Source organism: Komagataeibacter sucrofermentans DSM 15973, from assembly GCF_040581405.1.
GTDB lineage: Bacteria > Pseudomonadota > Alphaproteobacteria > Acetobacterales > Acetobacteraceae > Komagataeibacter > Komagataeibacter sucrofermentans.
Genome location: NZ_CP137157.1, coordinates 343401 through 362829, shown reverse-complemented (window position 1 = coordinate 362829; position 19429 = coordinate 343401). Strand labels below are relative to the sequence as shown.

Below are 19429 nucleotides of genomic sequence, written 5' to 3'. Positions count from 1 at the left end.
TCCCTGCACCGGAAGCCGACCGACCATGGCCAAAGCCCTGCCCGTCTCCCCCCTTGCCCAGCCCCTGCCCGAACTGCCAGCGCTGGCTGGCGTGCGTTTTGGCGCGACCGAGGCCGGCATCCGCTACACGGGGCGCACCGATCTGGTCATGGCTGAATTCGCACCGGGCACGACGGTGGCGGGCGTCTATACAAAAAGCAAATGCCCCGGCGCCCCGGTGGACTGGTGCCGCGCCGCCATGGCCGATGGCCGGGCCCGCGCGCTGGTGGTCAATGCGGGCAACGCCAATGTCTTTACCGGCCGGGCCGGCTTTGAGGCGACACAGGCCAACGCGGCCGATGCCGCCCGTCTGGTCAACTGCGCCGCCAGCGAGGTGTTCCTCGCCTCCACCGGCGTGATTGGCGAGGTACTGCCCTACCAGAAGATTTCGGCAGCCCTGCCCGGCCTGTATTCCACCCTCTCCGCTGATGGCTGGGCGGATGCCGCGCGTGGCATCATGACCACCGACACCTTCCCCAAGGCCGCGACCCGCACGGCGAAGATTGGCGACACCACGGTGCGCATCCAGGGCATTGCCAAGGGCAGCGGCATGGTGGCCCCCGACATGGCCACCATGCTCGCCTTTGTCGCCACCGACGCGAAGCTACCCGCCAGCGTGCTCCAGTCCTTCCTGACCGAGGGCGTGAACCGCAGCTTCAACTGCATCACGGTGGATTCGGACACCTCCACCTCCGACATGGTGCTGCTGTTCGCCACCGGCCAGGCCGGCAATGCCGAGATCACCGACCCTGCCTCGCCCGAACTGGCCCATTTCCGCGCGGCCCTTGATTCGCTGCTGCTGGAACTGGCCCTGCTCGTCATCCGCGATGGCGAGGGGGTGACCAAGATGATGCATGTGGTCGTAACGGGCGCCACCTCCGATGAGTCGGCCCACAGGGTGGCCATGGCCGTGGCCAACTCGCCACTGGTCAAGACCGCCGTAGCGGGCGAGGACGCCAACTGGGGCCGCGTGGTCATGGCGGTGGGCAAATGCGGCGAACCCGCCAACCGCGATACGCTTTCCGTCGCCATAGGCGGCACATGGATCGCGCAGGGCGGCACCGTGGTGTCCGACTACGACGAAACCCCGGTCGTGGCCCACATGAAGGGCCAGGAAATCGAGATCGCGATCGACCTTGGCCTGGCCAACGGCACGGCGCAGGCGTGGGGGTGTGACCTCACGCATGGCTATATCGACATCAATGGCTCCTATCGCAGCTGACAGGCACGGATAAAAAAGTAAAAGTTTCCGGGCGCCGCCTTTATTCAAAAAAAGGCGGCGTCTTTTTTTAAAAAAGCTTCACCAGAAACTTTCTTCCGGTTTCATAGGGACGGCACGTTTTTTCCTGCTTCCGCTGCGCTCCTGGCAATGGCATTGCTGTACGGGTGAACCTCTTGGCAGCCAGACAGGAATACCCTGCATGACGAACCCGTTTTCCCGCCCTGCCTCCCCCACCGAGATCTGGACCTATGCCGGGTTCTGGATGCGTGTGGTCGCCCATGTGATCGATGGCATCGTGCTGTGGGCGGTGCTGGGGCTTATGGGCCTGCTGCTGGTGCCGCCCAGCCTTTCGGTGTCGGTGTTCGACCCGCAGGCGACTGGCGGCAGCGGCGGTGACTACCGCATCTCCTACATCCACCCCGCGGGCTACACGCAGGCCGACTACACCATCGTCTCGACCATGCCCCACCTGCACTGGAACGGGAACGGGCTGTTCGAGCTGATGTCGCTCCTGCTGCCCGCGCTCTATTTCATCGTGTTTGAATCCTCGCGCTTTCAGGCCACGCCCGGCAAGCTGGTGTGCCAGATGCGCGTGACCGACCTTTATGGCAACCGGATCACGCCGCTGCGGGCGGCGGGGCGGTATTTTGGCAAATACCTTTCGACGCTGCTGCTCGGTATCGGCTTTCTCATGGTCATGTGGACGCAGCGCAAGCAGGCATTGCACGACATTCTGGCAGGCACCTGCGTGATCCGGCGCGCGCCCCGCGCCCTGGCTCCACAGCCCCCGCAATGGGGCTGAAAAACGCAAAAAAGGCATGTCAAGAATGCAACCATGCAGGCTTTGGCAATCTTTTGTCCTGATATTGCATGTGTTCAGGCGGTAAGATGACACGGCACCCCCGCGCAGCGATGGGCGGGGGTGTTCGTCATTCGACAGGGGAGCCTGCCTCCGCTCCGGCGGGGTTTTATATTTTCAAGGAGGTGAACAATCGGCATGTCAGCCCATTTCACGACGCGCGCCCATCCCGTATCCAGACAGTCCCGACGGGGCGGCATCCTGACAGTGCTGGCGGCTTTCCTGCTCGCCCTCCTGCCCTGCATTCCCCACGCCCATGCCGCCGACCCCGGCACGGCAGCCGCCCAGGCCACGGGGCAGACCATCACCGCCCAGCAGGCCCAGCAGGTGCTCGCGGTGATGAACGACCCGCAGAAGCGTGAGGAATTCACCCACACCCTTGACGCCATCGCCAAGGGCCTGCCCGCGCCGACCACGCCTGCCGCAGCCCCGGCGCCTGCCCCGGCTCCCGCCAAGAAGGCTGCCGCCAAGTCCGACGTGGAAGTCGAGCCAGGCAGCATCAGCAGCGAAACCATGAACGAGCTGAGCCATATCCGCGATATCGCGCTCCAGCAGGGCCAGAACTTCATGGCGCTGTTCGCTGATCTGGCCTTTGTGGGGCGGTGGGTTCACTCCATCCTGTCCAATACGGATTCGCGCCAGATCCTGCTTGATGCGATGGGGCGCGCGGGCATCATCTTCATTCTCGCCCTCGTGGCCGAGCGTGGCCTGTCCATTGTCCTGCGCAAGCCGCTCGCGGGGGTTACCGCGCGCGCGGTGGCAACCGAGCAGCGCCTGAACCAGCGCCTCGCGCGTGAGGATGCGGCGGATGCGGACCAGCCCAGCCCGCCCCCCGCCACCGCCGCCGATGCCCAGGCCGAACAGCAGACCGAGCAGACTCGCGAGCAGGATGACCGCAAGCAGCATGAAACGCTGCGCATCATCACGCGCATTCCGTATTCGCTACTGCATTTTCTCATCAAGCTGCTGCCGGTTGTCCTCTTCTTCGGGCTGGGCTACGGCGCTTCCGCCCTGTTCGCCACCACCCACCAGGCGGCGATGGTCACCATCACGCTCACCAATGCCTATGTCATCGCGCGCGTGATCTACCTGCTGCTCGAGACCGTGTTCGTGCCGCACTCGCCCACCATCCGCCTGTGCAGCGCATCCGATGCGACGGCGCGCATGGTAACAAGGTGGTGGAACTTCCTGGTGGCGGCACCTTCCATCGTGGTCTGCCTGTCCACGCTTGGCGGCGTGTTCCACATGCCTGCCCGTGGCACCGAGGCCATCATCCGCGCCGTGGTGCTGATCGAGCACATGCTGATCGCCGTCTTCATCTGGCGCATCCGCCATCATGTGGGGGCAGCGCTCCAGCCCTCGGGCCGCCTGCGCGAGAAGCCGTTCTGGATGTTCGTGGGCAAGATGGTCCGCTTCTGGTGGATCCCGGCCATGTTCTTCGACTTCGCGCTGTGGCTGGTCTGGGCCACCCAGATCCAGGGCGGTTATGCGTGGATCCTGCGCACGCTGTCGCTGACCATCGTGGTCATTCTGGGCGCGCGCCTGCTGTCGGTGCTGGCCTTCAGCCTGCAGAACAAGATCTTCCACGTGCCCGAAGCGACCGAGAAGCGCTATCCCGGCCTGCAGGCCCGCGTGGACTACTACTACCCCATGGCGCGGCGCACGCTGTCGGTGCTGCTGGTGTTCTTCACGGTCGTGCTGCTGCTCCAGTCCTGGGGGCTGCCGGCCATCCGCTTCTTCGTGCATGGCTCGCTGGGCACCAAGATCGTGGGCGCGATGCTGACGATCATGATCGCCTACACCATCGCCATCGTGGTGTGGGAAGTGGCCAACGCCACCCTGCAGAACCAGATCACCCGTTTCGAGACATCGGACCAGGCCTCGCGCGCGACACGGCTGCGCACGGTTCTGCCCATCATCCGCACGGTGCTGCTCACCTTCATCATCATCATCGTGACGGTGACCACCCTTTCGCAGATCGGCATCAACGTGGCCCCGCTGCTCACCGGTGCGGGCATCATGGGTGCGGCCATCGCGTTCGGTTCCCAGAGCCTGGTGAAGGACTTCATCACCGGCTTCTTCATGCTGGTTGAAAACGCCATGCAGGTGGGCGACTGGGTAACGGCGGGCGCCGTGTCGGGCACGGTGGAGCACCTTTCCATCCGCACGCTGCGGCTGCGCGCGGTCAATGGCGACCTGCACATCATCCCGTTCTCCTCCGTCACCTCGATTGCCAATACCTCGCGCGACTACAACCTCGTGGTGGTCAGCTTCATGCTTGACCTGTCGGAAGACCCGCACCGGGTGGCCGCGATCCTGCAGGACGAACTGGCGATCCTGCGCAAGGACCATGTGTATGGCCCGCTCATCAAGTCGGACTTCTCCTTCCTCGGGCTGGAGCAGGCTGATGGCAATGGCTCCAAGTTCCTTGGCTCCATCCGCACCTCGCCGGGCTCGAAGTGGAAGGTCTACCGCGAGTATTACAGCCGCCTGAGCGCGCGCATGGTGAAGGAAAAGGTCAAGTTCCCGATCCCGACCTCGATGAACCTGCTGACCAACGGCCCCTCCGGCACGCTGCAGATGAACATGGAGGAAAACTTCCCCAGGGCCGCCCTCGACAAGCCCGCGCAGCCTGAAGGCATCGGCAGCGCAACCGATGCCCCCAGGGTCGAAGGCCCCAGCGCCGAAGGCCACGGCGCGGACGCCGCGCCAAAGGGAAATGACGCCCCCCATGGCTGAGGATACAGCGACCGTGCTGGCTGGCCTTGAGGCTCCCCTGCGTGCGGATGGCTTTGCCTTCGTGCCCGCAGGGGCCATGCGTGCCCTGCTGGGCCAGCAGGCCGTGGCGGACTGGGCCAGCTTTGCCGCAAGCTGGAACCGGCTGGGGCTGGACCGCTACATGGCCGATGGCGGGCGCTACCGCCGGCGCCGCCATGCCACCTTCGCCATCAGCGCCGGGGGCATGACGCGCAAGAAGCACCAGCCCCATTACCAGAGCCGCGACTACAACGAGCTCAATGGCGGCATCGAACGCTGGTTCCGCGCCATGGAGCCCGAAATGGGCAGTCATCCCGCGCTACAGGCCATATTGCGGCTCATGCACCGCATCGTGACCGACCTGAGCGAACCGGCAAACCGGCCCGACGTGTGGCATACCGAGGTGCACCAGTTCCGCATCGAGGCGCTAGAGAACAGCCCCGGCCAGCCCACGCCCGAGGGCCTGCACCGCGATGGCGTGGACTGGGTGATGGTGATCATGGTGCGACGTGAAAACGTCATGTCCGGCGAGACCTCCATCCATGACCTGCAACGCACGTTGCTTGGCGGGTTCATGCTCGACCAGCCGCTGGATACGGCAGTGGTCAATGACAACCGCGTCTATCATGGCGTGACGGCGGTGCGCCCGCTCGACCCCACCCGCCCGGCCTACCGTGATGTTCTGGTCGTAACCTTCCGCCACCAATGACGCCAGCCACGCGGGCGGGGCAGGCAGGCCCGTGGCGGCGCTTTGCCCTGCTGGCCCTGCTGGCGATAGGGGTGACGGGGGGCGGCCTCTACCTGTTCATCGTAACTGTTGACCCGTGGAACATCCTGCCCTTTTCGCCGCCTCTTGCGCGCATCCCCATTACCTCAAACGCCCGCTACACCATGCCCGCGCTGGCGCGCGAGGCACGGTTTGACTCCGTCATCATCGGCACCTCGACCAGCCGCCTCATGCAGCCTGCCGTGCTGGGGCCGCCGCTGGGCGCGCATTTTCTCAACATGGCCATGAACAGCGCCAGCCCGTGGGAGCAGTCGCGCGAACTCGACACTTTCCTGCGCGCGCACCCGGCCCCGCGCATTGTCCTGATCGGGATCGACGCCGCCTGGTGCCACCCCCGCCCCGGCAGCCTGAGCAGCCCCAACCGCCCCTGGCCGGAATGGATGTACGGCCACCCCGCATGGAAGGGCTACCTGCACATGGCCAGCCTGTATGCCCTGCAGGAAGCGGCCAATGAGTTCTGGTGGCTGGCCGGGCGCAAGGCCCAGCGCTTTGGCAGTGATGGCTATACCAGCTTCGTGCCCCCCGACAGCCAGTACGACCCCGCCCGCGTGCAGGCCGTTTTCAGCCGCTGGGCGCCCCCCGACAACACCCCCGCCCCCCCCGGCATGGCCCGGACGCCGCCATCGGGCATGGACCTGCTGGCCGACATGCTGGCGCGCATGCCTGCCACCACGCTGCGCGTGGTGTGGTTTCCGCCCGCCTCCAGCTTTCTGCACGGCCCGCCCGGCAGCGTGGCCGATGCGCGGCTCAAAGCCTGCCGCCTGGGCGTAAGCCAGGTGACGCAAACCCGCCACGACACGCTAGTGCTCGACTTCAACCACAACACCACCCTGACCGGAAACCGGGACAATTTCTGGGATCCGCTGCATTACCGCCAGCCCGTCGCCCGTCGCATCATGGCCGACATCACCGCCGCCATCGTGACCGGCGATGTGGATGATCCGGCGGTGGAGATGCTCCACGCGCCCACCCCGCCCTGAGCACGGCCGCGCCAAAGCCATGCGCTGCCATCGCGGAGCCTTCACGGCAGCGGGGCTTGTGCCGGGCGGGTCATCTGGTATTGAAAACAGAACACCGTGAGAGACCCGCCACCTGCCTGCCAGCAAACAGGCGGATGACGAGAACGGGGATCGTTTTGTGCATGCCGCCCCGCAACCGGGTGGGCGAGGTTGCGGCACTGAGGTTGGAGAGGCTGGTGAAAACGTCCGTCAATGGTGCGCCGCAATGGCATCTGCAGCCCGATGCGAACCGGACCCTTGTCACATTATCCGGGGACTGGATTGCACAGCAGGGCCATCTTCCCGATTTCCCGGAATCCGGGTTCAGGGATGTGCCACACGGCGAACCGGTTGAATTCAGCACCGACCAGCTTGGCAAATGGGATACCTCGCTGATCAGCTTCCTGTGGGAGCTCAAGCGCACCGCCCGTGAAGACAACGTGCAGCTGCGCATCGACACCCTGCCCGAATCCGCGCGCAAGCTGCTTGACCTGCTGCCCGAAATCCCGCCCACGCCCGCGCCGCCGCCACCGCATAAATTCCAGCCCGTCACCGCCGTGGGCCAGTTCACGCTCGATACGCTCAACGAGGTCGGCTGCGTGAGCGAAATGGGAGCGGCCGCCGCCAAGGGCGGGTTTGCCGCCCTGGTGGGTCGCGGCATGATGCGCACCGTCGATCTCATGTCCGACCTGAGCGCGGCGGGGCCTGCGGCGCTGCTGATCGTGGGCGTGGTCAACTTTCTTGTCGGCGCGATCCTGGCCTTTGTGGGGTCGGTGGAACTGCACAAATTCGCAGCCGACATCTATGTGGCGAGCCTTGTGGCCATCGCCATGGTGCGCGAGATGTCAGCGGTGATGACGGCCATCATCATGGCAGGCCGCACCGGTGGCGCCTATGCCGCGCGCATCTCCACCATGCAGGCCAATGAGGAAATCGACGCGCTGCAGGTGTTCGGCATTCCGGTTTCCAGCTACCTGATCCTGCCTTCGGTGCTGGCGCTGGCCTTCACCATGCCGCTGCTTTACCTGTATGGCTGCCTGATCGGCATGCTTGGCGGGTTCTTCGTTTCCTACATCATGCTCGATGTCTCGCCGCTGGGCTACTTTCATGAAACCCTGCATGCGCTGCCGCTTGACCAGTTCACCTTCGGCTTCATCAAGAGCCTCGTGTTCGGCACCTTCATCGGGCTGACAAGCTGCCGCATCGGCCTCAAGGCCGGGCGGAGTGCCGCTGATGTCGGCATCGCGGCCACCAAGGCCGTGGTGGTGGGCATTGTGGGCGTGATCGCGCTTGATGCGGTATTCGCGGTTATTGCCAATGTTATCGGGATCTGATCGCCATGAATAACCAGATGCCCTCCACCGATGACCGCCCCGTCATGATCGACGTAAATGACGTGACGCTGGCCTTCGGCTCGCGCGTGATCCAGCATGATGTCTCGTTTCAGGTCCGGCGCGGCAGCATCTTTGCCGTGATGGGCGGCTCGGGCTGCGGCAAGAGCACGCTGCTCAAGAGCATGATCGGCCTGCTGCGCCCCACGCACGGCACCTACATGGTGCAGAAGGACAATTACTGGGCCGGCGATGATGAAAGCCGCGTGCAGATCGGGCGGCGCTTTGGCGTGCTGTTCCAGAGCGGGGCGCTGTGGAGCTCGATGACCGTGGGCGAGAACGTAGCGCTGCCCATGCAGATGTTCACCAAGCTTGAACCCCATGTCATCCGCCAGCTTGTCGAGCTCAAGCTGGGGCTTGTGGGCATGCTGCACGCCATTGACCAGTATCCCTCCGAGCTCAGCGGCGGCATGCGCAAGCGCGCGGGGCTGGCGCGCGCCATGTCGCTCGACCCTGACATCCTGTTCTTTGATGAGCCTTCGGCCGGTCTCGACCCCATTACCTCGGCCCGGCTTGATGAGCTGATCCTGAACCTGCGCGACGGGCTTGGCGCCACGATCATCATCGTCAGCCACGAGCTTTCCAGCCTGTTCCATATTGCCGATGATGGCATCTTCCTTGATGCCGACCAGAAAACCGCCATCGCCCATGGTTCGCCCACCTGGCTGCGCGACCACTGCACCGACCCCACGGTGCATGCCTTCATGCACCGTGAGCAGCTGGACAGTTCCAGCGCCCATGGAAACGGGTAAGGCCGATGCCCGGCAGGCAGACACTGATCGGCGCGGTCGTGCTCGGGGTGGCGGCCTTGGGGCTTGGCGTGCTGGGGATCAAGGGCGACCTGCCCCTGCCCGGCCGCAGCAGCGAAGCCGTGGTGGTGTTTGAAAGCCCCACGAACGGGCTGGATATCGGCTCGCCGGTCAATTTCCGCGGGGTGCCGGTAGGCGCTGTCGAGCGGATCACGGTCAAGGTGGACCCGGTCGACCACCACACCTACATGCCGGTCTATATCCTGTTCGACCCGGCCCATGCGCCGGGACGGGGCGACCTGCCGCCGCTGCCGCAACTCGTGGCCAACGGACTGCGCGCGGAGATGACGCTGCACAGCCTGGTTACGGGCCAGACCGAACTCGACCTTGACCTCGACCCCGGCTCGCCCGTGCACCTGCACCCCGACCTGACCGACCTGCCGGAAATACCGATGGGCCAGACCGCGCTGCAGCAGCTTGAAGCGATGATGGTTTCCACCTCCATGGAGGGGCTGCGTCATGACCTGGCCACCGCCCTTGCCAGCGTGCATAAACTCGTGGCCGACGTGAACGCCACCATGCCGGGCATGATGACCAGCATTCATGACACATCAGCGCGCAGCGACATGGCGGTGCGCCAGATCCGCGCGGTCGTGATTGATGCACAGAACCGGGCCAGCGTGAGCATAAACAAGCTGGACCGGCTGATTGCCACCAACACGCGCCAGTTCGAGGGCCGTCGTGCCGAACTGCTGGCACTCATTGCCAACACAAGGCAAACCATGGCGCAATCGCGTGAAACCCTTGCCAGCCTGCGCGCACTGCTCGATCCGCAGTCCCGTGACATGCTTAACCTGAATGATACGATGCGTGACGTAATGGAAGCCGGCTACGGGCTGCGCGGATTCGCCAATGAAGTCGAAAGTAATCCGCAACTTCTGCTGATGGGACGCAATCAATGAAAACGCGCCAGCCCGCTCTCTCCCTTTCGCGCCTGTATCCGGCCCTGCGGGCGGGTGGTGGCCTGCTGCTGTCAGCCATGGTGCTCTCGGCGTGTTCCTCGGCGCCCGTGCGCTTTTACACGCTGGGCGCGCCCGCCATCGCCACGGGTGCGGAAACCACCTCAACCACCCCCATTACCGACAGCACGCCGGTGATTGAAGTCGAGCGGACCCGCCTGCCCGACTATCTGGACAGCCAGGACATCATGGTGCGCAACGGCCATGAGATCGAGCGCAGCGGGCTGGGCCGCTGGGCCAGCCGCCTTTCCGTGGGCGCGACCGACCTGATTACCGCGCGACTGGCGCAGAAATGGCCGAACCTGTTCGTGACCGACCAGCCCCAGCCCGACCGCCCCACCTGGCGGCTGCAGCTCAATATCAGCCGCCTTGATGTAAGCCGCGATGGTTCCTCCGCGCTGAATGCGGACTGGGCCATCATTCCGCAGGATTCGCGCCAGCCCATCCAGCGCAACCGCACCATCATTCTGGGCAGTGGGGCAACTGGCAGCAATGACAACATTGCCAAGGTGACCGAGGGCCTGCTGAACCAGCTGAGCGACCGCATCGAGGCCAGTTGGCCCACGGCGGCAGCGGAACCTGCCGCCAGCATCCGCCACCACGGGCGGAACTGAGGTTTATTCCGGGTGCCGCCTTTTTGAAAAAAGGTGACACCCGGAAACTTTTACTGTTTTTTACAAGCATAAATTTTATATTTACTTAAATACAATTTATGGTCTGAAAAGCCCATCCTTAAACTTCCCTGCACTCATGAGAAAGTTTTTGGTGATGCTTCTTTTCAAAAAGCTTTAAAAGACGCTGGCTGTTTACAAATGCGGCTTCCGCACCAGACAGGCATACCGCACGGAACCTTGAGGGGTGCTACGCATTGGGTTCGCAATACCTTTGTCATTGCGGGAGTATGCCTTTCATGCCGTCCATCCGTCGCCTGCTGCGTGCCGCCGTGCTGCCTGTCGCCATCATGGGACTGTGGGGCGCAAATGCGGCATGGGCGGAAGGCGGCCCGGTGATTCTGGCGCAGCATCCCGGCACCGAACTCGACCGGCAGGCCCGGCTGCTGGTCTCGCCCGACCTGCATGATGCTGCGATGCAGAACGAACGCCCGGTGCTGCTGACCGGCTCGGGCCACCTGTCGGATGACCCGGCCCGCACGGCGCTGTTCGTGCAGTTGCAATCGGCCAGCCTGTGTGGCTCGGCGGGGTGCTCCACCTCCGTTTACCTGCCAGACGGGCGCAAATGGATACAGATCCTTGATTCCGTCAGCGGCCCGATCACCATCGCGCCCGAGATGCATGAAGGCATGCACGACCTGCTGGTTGATGGCACGGATCGCTGGATCTGGAACGGCAGCACCTATACCGACACGCAGGCTACTGCCGAACCTGCCCCGCCCCGATAACAGGCAGAAAAGACAAAAGTTTTTGGTAAAGCTTTTTTCAAAAAGCTTTGAAAGACGCCGCCTTTTTAAAAAAAGGCGGCACCCAAAAACTTTTACTTTCCTAGAGGGTGTTATGCACCTTGGGCGAGCATAGCTGCATTTCTAAGCATGAAGCACGCGAACGCAATGACATGGAGACTTGCGAGTGTTGAAGCGTAACGCTCGTAATCTTTGACGAGCCTACGACAACGTGTTGCCCATGCGAAAGATCGCTCGACAACCCATCGGCGCGGCAGCAGCACAAAGCCGCGTTTGGCTTCGGACAACCTGACGACCTCAAGGGCGATCCCCTGGGCCCGTGCTGCCCTGGCAGGCTTCTCGCCGGTATATCCCTGATCGACATAGGCCAGTTCAACGCTCTCGTCCGTCGCGTCCTGAATGGCGGCGGCAAGACGTCCGACTTCGGCGCGATCATCCCGACTGGCTGGTGTGACATGCAGGGCCAGCAGATACCCCAATGTGTCCACGGCCATGTGCAGCTTTGATCCCCTTTTGCGCTTGGCCCCATCATATCCGGCGCGGGAACCGCTTTCCGGCGTCGAACGTAATGTCCGGCTGTCGATAATGGCTGCCGTTGGCTCCGCCCTGCGGCCAGAAGCGATACGCAGCACGGCACGCAGATCAGACACCAACGCGTCAAAACAACCTGCCTCCATCCAGCGACGGGATTGCTGGTAGACCGCCGACCACGGCGGAAGGTCATTCGGCATGGCGCGCCAGGCAATTCCGTAGCGGATCACGTAACGCAATCCATTGAACAGTTCGCGCAATGCGTGATGTCGTTGGTGCGCATCCTCGCGCATCAGAACCAGATACGGGACAACCAGAGACCATTCTTCATCTGATACATCAGAGGGATACGGTTTGCGTGCAGGCGTCATCCCTCATTACTGCACCAATCAGGCACGAAAATACATAACACCCTCTAAATAATCATCAAATAATGACATTATTATTTTACTTGCTGTTGATATGATAATTTATTTCAATGATGCAAATACATCAATTATGGAATATTATTGCATCAATATTCCAATATTTCCCCAAAACATACCCTGACGACAATAACATTTTCCATGATTGTCTGGAACAGTTCCCGCTCCATTATTAAAAACGGCTGTTACAGTCCGGTCATCATTCCTGAAAATGACATGCGCACAGCCAGACCATGATGGCCACAGTCAGGATAACGATTTGGGGGAAAGCTGGAGCGGGTGAAGGGAATCGAACCCTCGTATGCAGCTTGGGAAGCTGCCGTTCTACCATTGAACTACACCCGCAGGCCCGCCTTCTATACTGCACAAGCATGGCAGATGCAATCACCCCTTTACAGGTCAGGCCAGCAGTTGACGCACCCGGCCCTGATCCGCAATAAGCATCATGCCCGGGCATGGTTGCGCCCGGACCCTCGTGATTTGATACGGCCGGCTTGCGGCGAGGTAAAACATACGCGCTAAAGAGGCCTGATCCCGCCGGTGACAGGGCGCGGGCATCATGGTTTCCACGGTCGTGCACCGCCTTCGGGCCAGACCGCCGGGCAGCAACCGGCTCTGGCCTGCTTTCACACCACCCTGTTTGCAGGAACTGCTACCCACCATGACTGACCAGCCCGACCCCAAATCCTTTCGCCCCGCAACGCGCCTGATCAATGCGGGCCTCGAGCGCACGCCCTATGGCGAGACCAGCGAGGCGATGTTCCTGACCTCCGGCTTTGTCTATGACAGCGCCGAGCAGGCAGAAGGCACCTTTACCGGCGATGTCTCGCACTACCAGTACACCCGCTTTGGCAACCCCACGGTGGCCAATCTCGAGCGCCGCCTGTGCGACCTTGAAGGCGCTGAAGCCTGTGCCCTGACCTCCACCGGCATGGGGGCTGTGTCCTCCGCACTGCTGGCACAGGTGCGCGCGGGCGACCGCGTGGTGGCCTCGCGCGCGCTGTTCGGCTCGTGCCACTGGATCGTCTCCGAACTGCTGCCGCGCTACGGCGTGGAGACGGTGTTCGTCGATGGCGGCGACATGGCGGCGTGGAAAGACGCACTTGGCAAGCCCACCCGCGCGGTCCTGCTGGAAAGCCCGTCGAACCCCATGCTCGACGTGCTCGACATCCGCATGATCTGCGACCTTGCGCACAAGGCAGGCGCGACCGTGGTGGTCGATAACGTGTTCGCCACCCCGCTCTACCAGAAGCCGCTCGAACTCGGGGCCGACGTGGTGGTGTATTCATGCACCAAGCACATCGATGGTCAGGGCCGCGTGCTCGGTGGCGCCGTGCTGGGCGCGGAAAAATGGATCAACGAGGTGCTGCGTCCCTTCCAGCGCAATACCGGCAACAGTCTCTCGCCGTTCAATGCGTGGGTCATGCTCAAGAGCATCGAAACCTTGGCCCTGCGCGTCAACGCCATGACGCAGAACGCCGCGAAAGTGGCCGACTTCCTGGCCGAAGCACCCGGCATTGCCCGCGTGTTCTATCCCGGCCGCAAGGACCACCCGCAATACGAACTGGCCAGCAAGCAGATGGCGGCTGGCTCCACGCTGGTGGCATTTGAGGTCGAGGGCGGCAAGGCGGGGGCGTTTGCCTTCATGAACGCGCTGCGGCTGATCTCGATCTCGAACAACCTTGGCGATGCCCGCTCGCTGGTCACGCATCCGGCCACGACCACCCACATGAAGCTCGCACCTGAAGAGCGCGCCCGCCTTGGCATTACCGATGGCGCGATCCGCTTCTCGGTCGGGCTGGAAGATGCCGATGACCTGATCGATGACCTCAAGCGCGGCCTTGCGGCGCTGGCCAACCGGTAAACGCAGGAGCGTCGCCACCATGAGCAAGAACAGGCCTTTCCTTCCCCCTGGCGGGGAAGGTGCTGACGCCGCACTGGGCGAGACACTGGACAATACGCCATGTTTCGAGGCGACGACCGACAGGGTGCGCGTGGTGGTCCAGACCTTCTGGCTCGATGACCAGTCCGAACCCGATGAGCACCGCTATGTGTGGGCTTACCGGGTGCGGATCGAGAACCACGGCGACACGGCGGTGCAGCTCCTGCGTCGCAGCTGGCGCATCGTGGACGGGCAGGGCCGGATCGAACGGGTGGAAGGCGAAGGCGTGGTGGGCGAGCAGCCCCTGATCGACGCCGCCGCCAGTTTTGAATACATGTCGGGCGCTGCCCTTGAAACGCCAACCGGCTTCATGGGCGGGCAGTACCACATGGTCCGCCCGGCCAGCCGGGAGCACTTCGATATCAGCATTCCGGTCTTCAGCCTCGACAGCCCGCACCACCCGACCATCCTGCATTAAGTTTTTCCTCCGTGGCCTGTCCCTGCCGGGCGGGCCCCTGCAACAAGAACCCACAAGCATGACCCCCATCGATTCCCGCCCCACCCGCACGGAAGCAGAAGACGCCGTACGCACCCTGCTGCGCTGGGCGGGCGAAGACCCCGACCGCGAAGGCCTGCGTGACACGCCTGCCCGCGTCATCAAATCCTATGGCGAATTCTTCGCAGGCTATGCCGAAGACCCGGTGGACATGCTGCGCCGCACCTTCTCCGAAGTGGACGATTATGACGAGATGGTGCTGCTGCGCGATATCCGCGTGGAGAGCCATTGCGAGCACCACATGGTGCCCATCATTGGCGTGGCGCATGTGGCCTACCTGCCGCGCAAGCGGGTGGTGGGCATTTCCAAGCTGGCCCGCGTGGTCGATGCCTATGCCCGGCGCTTCCAGATTCAGGAGCGCCTGACCGCGCAGATCGCCAACACGATCAATGAGGAACTCCAGCCCTATGGCGTGGGCGTGGTGATCGAGGCGGCGCACCAGTGCATGACCACGCGCGGCGTGCACCGGCCCGGCGTGTCGATGGTGACGAGCCGCATGCTTGGCACGTTCCGCACCAACTCCGACACGCGGCGAGAATTCCTGTCCATTCTCAACCGCCCGGCCATGAGCAGCGCCGGAATCTGAAATCGGCCTGTGCATCAAAGTTCCGGCGCGCCGCCTTTTTTCAAAAAGGCGGCGTCTTTTCAAAGCTTTTGGGAAAAAGCTTTACCAAAAGCTTTTATCTGCTTTTAAGCGAGTGTCACCTTCGCGCCCAGCACGGCAATGAACTGCGCCAGCCACGCGGGGTGCGCAGGCCATGCGGGAGCCGTAACCAGCAGGCCATCGGTCACAGCGGCATCAATGGCAATATCGGCATAAACGCCGCCCGCCAGTTCCACATCAGGGCGGCAGGCGGGATAGGCGGAAACACGCCGGCCTGAAATGACGCGGGCCGCGGCCAGAAGCTGGGCGGCATGGCAGATCGCGGCCAATGGGCGATCGGCAAAGGCGCGGACGAGTTCGATCACCTGATCGTCGAGTCGCAGGTATTCCGGCGCGCGCCCACCGGGCAGGATCAGGCCCGCGTAATCCGCGTGGTTGATCGCATCAAAATCGGCATTGAGCACGAAGCGGTGGCCCGGCTTCTCGCTATAGGTCTGCGCGCCTTCAAAATCATGGATGGCGGTCAGCACGTAGTCGCCCTTTTTCTTGCGGGGGCAGACCGTATCGACCGCGTAACCGAGCATGGTCAGGGCCTGGTAGGGCACCATGATCTCGTAATCCTCGACATAGTCGCCTGCCAGCAACAGCAGCTTTTTCGTGCCCGTCATGCCTGTCCTCCTTCACGCCAATGCTGCCTTTTTGAACAGAGGCGGCAGCCGGAACCCTTCATCCCTGCTCCTGCGTGCCCCGCCTCAGTCCTCATGGCCAGGCGGCAGATGCTCGCGCAGGCGGGGCATGAGCTCAACAAAATTGCAGGGCACATGACGGCTATCAAGCTGCCAGACCAGAATGTCATCCCACCCGTCCTTCACCGCGCCGGTCGATCCGGGCAGGGCGAACAGGTAGGTGCCTCCCGCAACGCCTGCAAGCGCGCGCGACTGGATGGTGGAGGTGCCGATCTTCTGATACGAGAGCATGCGGAACAGTTCACCAAACCCTTCGATGCGCTTCTCGATCACCCGGTCGAAGGCTTCCGGCGTTACGTCACGGCCGGTTACCCCCGTGCCCCCGGTGGAAATGACCACATCGACCTGCGGATCGGCAATCCAGCCCGACAGCGTGGCCGCGAGCTGCCCCGCATCATCGGGCTCGATGGCGCGGGCGGCCACTACATGGCCTGCCGTGGTGATGCGCGCGGCCAGTATATCGCCCGACCTGTCGGTTTCGGGCGTGCGGGTATCGGATACCGTGAGCACGGCGATGCGAACGGGCAGGAAAGGTTTTTTCATATCAAGGCGTGACATGGTGGCATGTTCACCATTCTCACGGGGTTGCGTCAACGGTCAGGCGGGCGCGGTGCGATATCATCGGCCCGCGCAGGGCAAATGAGTAATATGTGAGAACAAACACGAAATTCTGATGTATTTGTGCATTGCACAAAAAAACACCCTAAGGAATAGTAACATTTTATATAAATCTATTGATATAACAAAAAAAATATCTTTACCAATATTTTGCAAAACATTAGTTTTTATACAATTCCCCTGCCAAGGTTTATATTCGGCATGAAATATGCTATCGATACGCGAATGACCCGAAGATTAATCCGCTCTTGCGCACTGTTCCCCCTGTTTCTTCTTGCCTTTTTCACCTGTGGCGAAGGTGGTGCCCGGGCACAGGCCATTCCGGGGGAAGGCCAGGGCGTGGTTGGCTCGCAGCCCAGCCTCAACATCAATGCACGCCGTGATGTTTCGGTGCAGGACCCCGGGCTGTTTTACAGCCCGCCCTACGGCAACCAGCACTTTTTTGGCGACTGGGCCGGGCTTCAGCCCTACCTGCAGAAGCATGGCGTGCATATCGAAGCCGACGTGCATGAGGAACTGGCAGGCAACTTCCACGGCGGCGCGCAAAAAGGCGTGACGGATGCGGGTCAGGTTGGCGTGGAAATCGATATCGACTGGCACAAGCTGGCAGGCGCACCCAAGAATTTCTGGACCCACACCATGATCGTGAACGGTCATGGCCGGAACGAAAGCACGGACAACATCCACGATTCGCTTGGTGGCGTGCAGCAGATCTACGGCGCGCGTGGTAACGTGGTCGCCCACCTTGTGTACATGTATGCCGAACAGTCGCTGTTCCATAACCGGCTCGACATCAGCGCGGGCTGGATTCCGGTGGGCAGCTTCTTTGCCGCATCCCCCCTGTTCTGTGACTTCATGAACGTGTCGATCTGCGGCAATCCCGCACCAGGCAAATACGTGCCGGGCGGGCGCGACTGGCCCTCGGGCAACCTTGGCGTGGTGATGCGCGTCATGCCCACGGTCGATACCTACATCATGGCCTCGATGTTCGCCGTCTCGCCGCATTCCTTCAATGGCGGCATCTCGGGCTGGTCCTGGGCGCAGAGCGGGCTGGGCAAGTTCTCCACCCCGGTGGAATTCGGCTGGCTGCCGGAATTCGGTCCGCACCACCTCGCCGGTCACTACAAGGCGGGTTACGGCTATGACAACTCGCAGTACAATGACCTGTATTCCGACATCAACGGCAACTCCGCCGTGCTCACGGGCCGACCTTTCCGCAAGCAGTCCGGTGTCAGCACCGCCTGGTTCCAGGCCGACCAGATGTTCATCCGCAACGGCAAGGGGCCGACCAACGGCCTGATCGCGCTTGCGGGCTACATGTACACCTCAGGCAAGGTCTCGGCCATGAAACAGCACGCCTGGGCCGGCATGGTGGAAACAGGCGCCGCATGGGGCCGCCCGCTCGATACGGTGGGTGCCATGTTCCATTATTTCGAGATGAGCCGCGCCTCGGTGCTGCAGCAGGAATCCTCGGTGCTGGCGGGCACGCCCTTCCTGAACAACCAGTGGGGCAAGGTCTGGGGCATCCAGACGCATGAGGATGTGTACGAAGTCTTCTACAACATCCATACTGCGCGCGGCATGAGCTTCCAGCCGGATTTCCAGTATATCAACCGCCCCGGCGGCACCACCACCTATCATGATGCGGCGGTGATGGGCCTGCAGTTCAACTGCATTCTCTAACCCGCCCTTCATCAATACGCGCCCAGGCGGTATGGGAGAGGGATCATGACCGATCCCGCCTCCCTTTACCGGCTGGCCCACGCAGCGCTGGCCCAGTACCCACTGCGTGACGCGCGCGCCAGCCTGCTTTCCATTTCAGAAAACGTCGTCTTTCGCATCGATACGCCATCCGGCCCGCGCCATGTGCTGCGCCTGCACCGGCCCGGCTACCATACCGCCGCTGAAATTGGCAGCGAGCTGGCCTGGCTCGATGCCCTGCACGCAACCGGGCTCGATGTGCCCCAGCCCCGGCCCGGTCTTGATGGCGGGCGCATCCGCACCATTTCCAGCGCTGATGGCGTGCCCCGCCATGCCGTGCTGTTTGGCTGGATGGAAGGCACCGAACCCACCACCGATATCGACCCTGCCGCCTTCGCCCGGCTGGGCCGCGTGACCGCCCGCCTGCACGCCCACAGCCGCCACTGGCAGCGCCCCCCCGGCTTCATCCGCAAGGTCTGGACCCCCGCCACCATGACCGGCCCCGATGCCCTGTGGGGCCGATGGCCCGATGCGCCTGGCATGACCGCCACCGCCCGCGACCTGATTGCTGGCTGCCTGCGCACCGTTGCGGCGCAACTGGCGGATTATGGCACCGGGCCTGCACGATTCGGGCTGATCCATGCCGACCTGCGCCTGGCCAACCTGCTGGTCAGCGGCACACACACCCGCCTGATCGATTTTGATGACTGCGGCATCAGCTGGTTCATGCACGATCTGGCGGCGGCGCTGAGTTTTTATGAAGACCATCCGCAGGCCCCGCGCTGGGTTGAGCACTGGCTGGCTGGCTACGGCACCACGGGCGACCTGACGCAGGCAGACCTTGATATCCTGCCAGCCCTCGTCATCCAGCGCCGCATCCAGCTTCTGGCGTGGACAGGCACCCATACCCAGACCCAGCAGGTGCAGAGCCTGGGGCGGGACTGGTCCGAACGCACGGTCGCGCTATGCCGCGCATGGGAAAACGGACAGTTCCTGCGCCATATCGGCTGACGGCACGGCGAACGCCCGTTTTTTTAACCAAGGGGAAAAATTTAGATAATTTTTTAATTCATGCAGGCTGATAAAGCGCTCAGATTACTTTCCGGAAAGATTCAGGAGGAACATGGT

The 19429-nt window shown here is 62.8% G+C and carries 18 protein-coding genes, 1 tRNA gene and 1 riboswitch; of the genes, 15 read left to right on the top strand and 4 right to left on the bottom strand.

Annotated elements, in window-relative coordinates; genetic code table 11:
• The first annotated feature begins 25 nt into the window (after nt 1–25).
• From argJ to R5N89_RS01695, 10 genes are all read left to right on the top strand, one after another.
• Complete coding sequence (gene argJ, locus R5N89_RS01740) at nt 26–1261, top strand: bifunctional glutamate N-acetyltransferase/amino-acid acetyltransferase ArgJ (RefSeq protein ID WP_110569034.1); 1236 nt, start codon at nt 26–28, stop codon at nt 1259–1261.
• A gap of 199 nt (nt 1262–1460) precedes the next feature.
• A complete protein-coding gene (locus R5N89_RS01735) occupies nt 1461–2063 on the top strand; it encodes an RDD family protein (protein WP_110569035.1) in 603 nt (200 codons plus the stop codon).
• 195 nt (nt 2064–2258) lie between these two features.
• Nucleotides 2259–4859: a mechanosensitive ion channel domain-containing protein gene (locus R5N89_RS01730; RefSeq protein ID WP_208624674.1), complete on the top strand. Its 2601-nt coding sequence runs from the start codon at nt 2259–2261 to the stop codon at nt 4857–4859.
• Nucleotides 4852–5586 (top strand): 2OG-Fe dioxygenase family protein, encoded by a 735-nt coding sequence (locus tag R5N89_RS01725; protein ID WP_110569036.1) that lies wholly within the window; start codon nt 4852–4854, stop codon nt 5584–5586. The genes R5N89_RS01730 and R5N89_RS01725 overlap by 8 nt, the downstream gene beginning before the upstream one ends.
• A complete protein-coding gene (locus tag R5N89_RS01720; protein WP_110569037.1) occupies nt 5583–6644 on the top strand; it encodes a hypothetical protein in 1062 nt (353 codons plus the stop codon). Before R5N89_RS01725 ends, R5N89_RS01720 begins: the two co-directional genes overlap by 4 nt.
• Before the next feature lie 161 nt (nt 6645–6805).
• Nucleotides 6806–7996 (top strand): ABC transporter permease, encoded by a 1191-nt coding sequence (locus tag R5N89_RS01715; protein WP_373320363.1) that lies wholly within the window; start codon nt 6806–6808, stop codon nt 7994–7996.
• A gap of 5 nt (nt 7997–8001) precedes the next feature.
• Complete coding sequence (locus tag R5N89_RS01710; protein ID WP_110569038.1) at nt 8002–8805, top strand: ABC transporter ATP-binding protein; 804 nt, start codon at nt 8002–8004, stop codon at nt 8803–8805.
• A 5-nt stretch (nt 8806–8810) separates the two neighbouring features.
• Nucleotides 8811–9764, top strand: a complete 954-nt coding sequence (locus R5N89_RS01705) for an MlaD family protein (protein WP_110569039.1) — start codon at nt 8811–8813, stop codon at nt 9762–9764.
• Nucleotides 9761–10435, top strand: coding sequence for a membrane integrity-associated transporter subunit PqiC (locus R5N89_RS01700; RefSeq protein ID WP_110569040.1), 675 nt, complete (start codon nt 9761–9763; stop codon nt 10433–10435). The genes R5N89_RS01705 and R5N89_RS01700 overlap by 4 nt, the downstream gene beginning before the upstream one ends.
• A gap of 296 nt (nt 10436–10731) precedes the next feature.
• The gene (locus tag R5N89_RS01695) at nt 10732–11220 is read left to right on the top strand and encodes a hypothetical protein (RefSeq protein WP_244192165.1); all 489 of its coding nucleotides are present in this window, start codon (nt 10732–10734) and stop codon (nt 11218–11220) included.
• Between the two features lie 110 nt (nt 11221–11330).
• Here R5N89_RS01695 and R5N89_RS01690 read toward each other — a convergent pair whose 3' ends face one another.
• Both R5N89_RS01690 and R5N89_RS01685 read right to left on the bottom strand, forming a co-directional pair.
• A complete protein-coding gene (locus tag R5N89_RS01690; RefSeq protein ID WP_110570284.1) occupies nt 11331–12140 on the bottom strand; it encodes an IS5 family transposase in 810 nt (269 codons plus the stop codon).
• 325 nt (nt 12141–12465) lie between these two features.
• A tRNA-Gly gene (locus tag R5N89_RS01685) sits at nt 12466–12539 on the bottom strand.
• A gap of 117 nt (nt 12540–12656) precedes the next feature.
• Nucleotides 12657–12737, top strand: a riboswitch (SAM riboswitch).
• 118 nt (nt 12738–12855) lie between these two features.
• On the opposite strand from R5N89_RS01685, the gene metZ reads away from it, so the two are divergent.
• From metZ to folE, 3 genes are all read left to right on the top strand, one after another.
• Nucleotides 12856–14058 (top strand): O-succinylhomoserine sulfhydrylase, encoded by a 1203-nt coding sequence (gene metZ, locus R5N89_RS01680; protein ID WP_110569985.1) that lies wholly within the window; start codon nt 12856–12858, stop codon nt 14056–14058.
• An 85-nt stretch (nt 14059–14143) separates the two neighbouring features.
• Nucleotides 14144–14554: a Co2+/Mg2+ efflux protein ApaG gene (gene apaG / locus R5N89_RS01675; protein WP_110569993.1), complete on the top strand. Its 411-nt coding sequence runs from the start codon at nt 14144–14146 to the stop codon at nt 14552–14554.
• Between the two features lie 58 nt (nt 14555–14612).
• A complete protein-coding gene (folE, locus tag R5N89_RS01670; protein ID WP_110569984.1) occupies nt 14613–15218 on the top strand; it encodes a GTP cyclohydrolase I FolE in 606 nt (201 codons plus the stop codon).
• 104 nt (nt 15219–15322) lie between these two features.
• Here folE and R5N89_RS01665 read toward each other — a convergent pair whose 3' ends face one another.
• Together R5N89_RS01665 and moaB are read right to left on the bottom strand one after the other, a co-directional pair.
• Entirely contained in the window at nt 15323–15904 is a 582-nt protein-coding gene (locus R5N89_RS01665) for a DJ-1/PfpI family protein (RefSeq protein ID WP_110569983.1), read from the bottom strand.
• Between the two features lie 84 nt (nt 15905–15988).
• Entirely contained in the window at nt 15989–16540 is a 552-nt protein-coding gene (moaB, locus tag R5N89_RS01660) for a molybdenum cofactor biosynthesis protein B (protein ID WP_110569982.1), read from the bottom strand.
• 261 nt (nt 16541–16801) lie between these two features.
• Between moaB and R5N89_RS01655 the strand changes: the two genes are divergently transcribed.
• Both R5N89_RS01655 and R5N89_RS01650 read left to right on the top strand, forming a co-directional pair.
• Complete coding sequence (locus R5N89_RS01655; protein ID WP_110569981.1) at nt 16802–18283, top strand: carbohydrate porin; 1482 nt, start codon at nt 16802–16804, stop codon at nt 18281–18283.
• Between the two features lie 45 nt (nt 18284–18328).
• Nucleotides 18329–19312, top strand: coding sequence for a phosphotransferase enzyme family protein (locus tag R5N89_RS01650; RefSeq protein WP_110569980.1), 984 nt, complete (start codon nt 18329–18331; stop codon nt 19310–19312).
• Nucleotides 19313–19429: the final 117 nt, after the last annotated feature.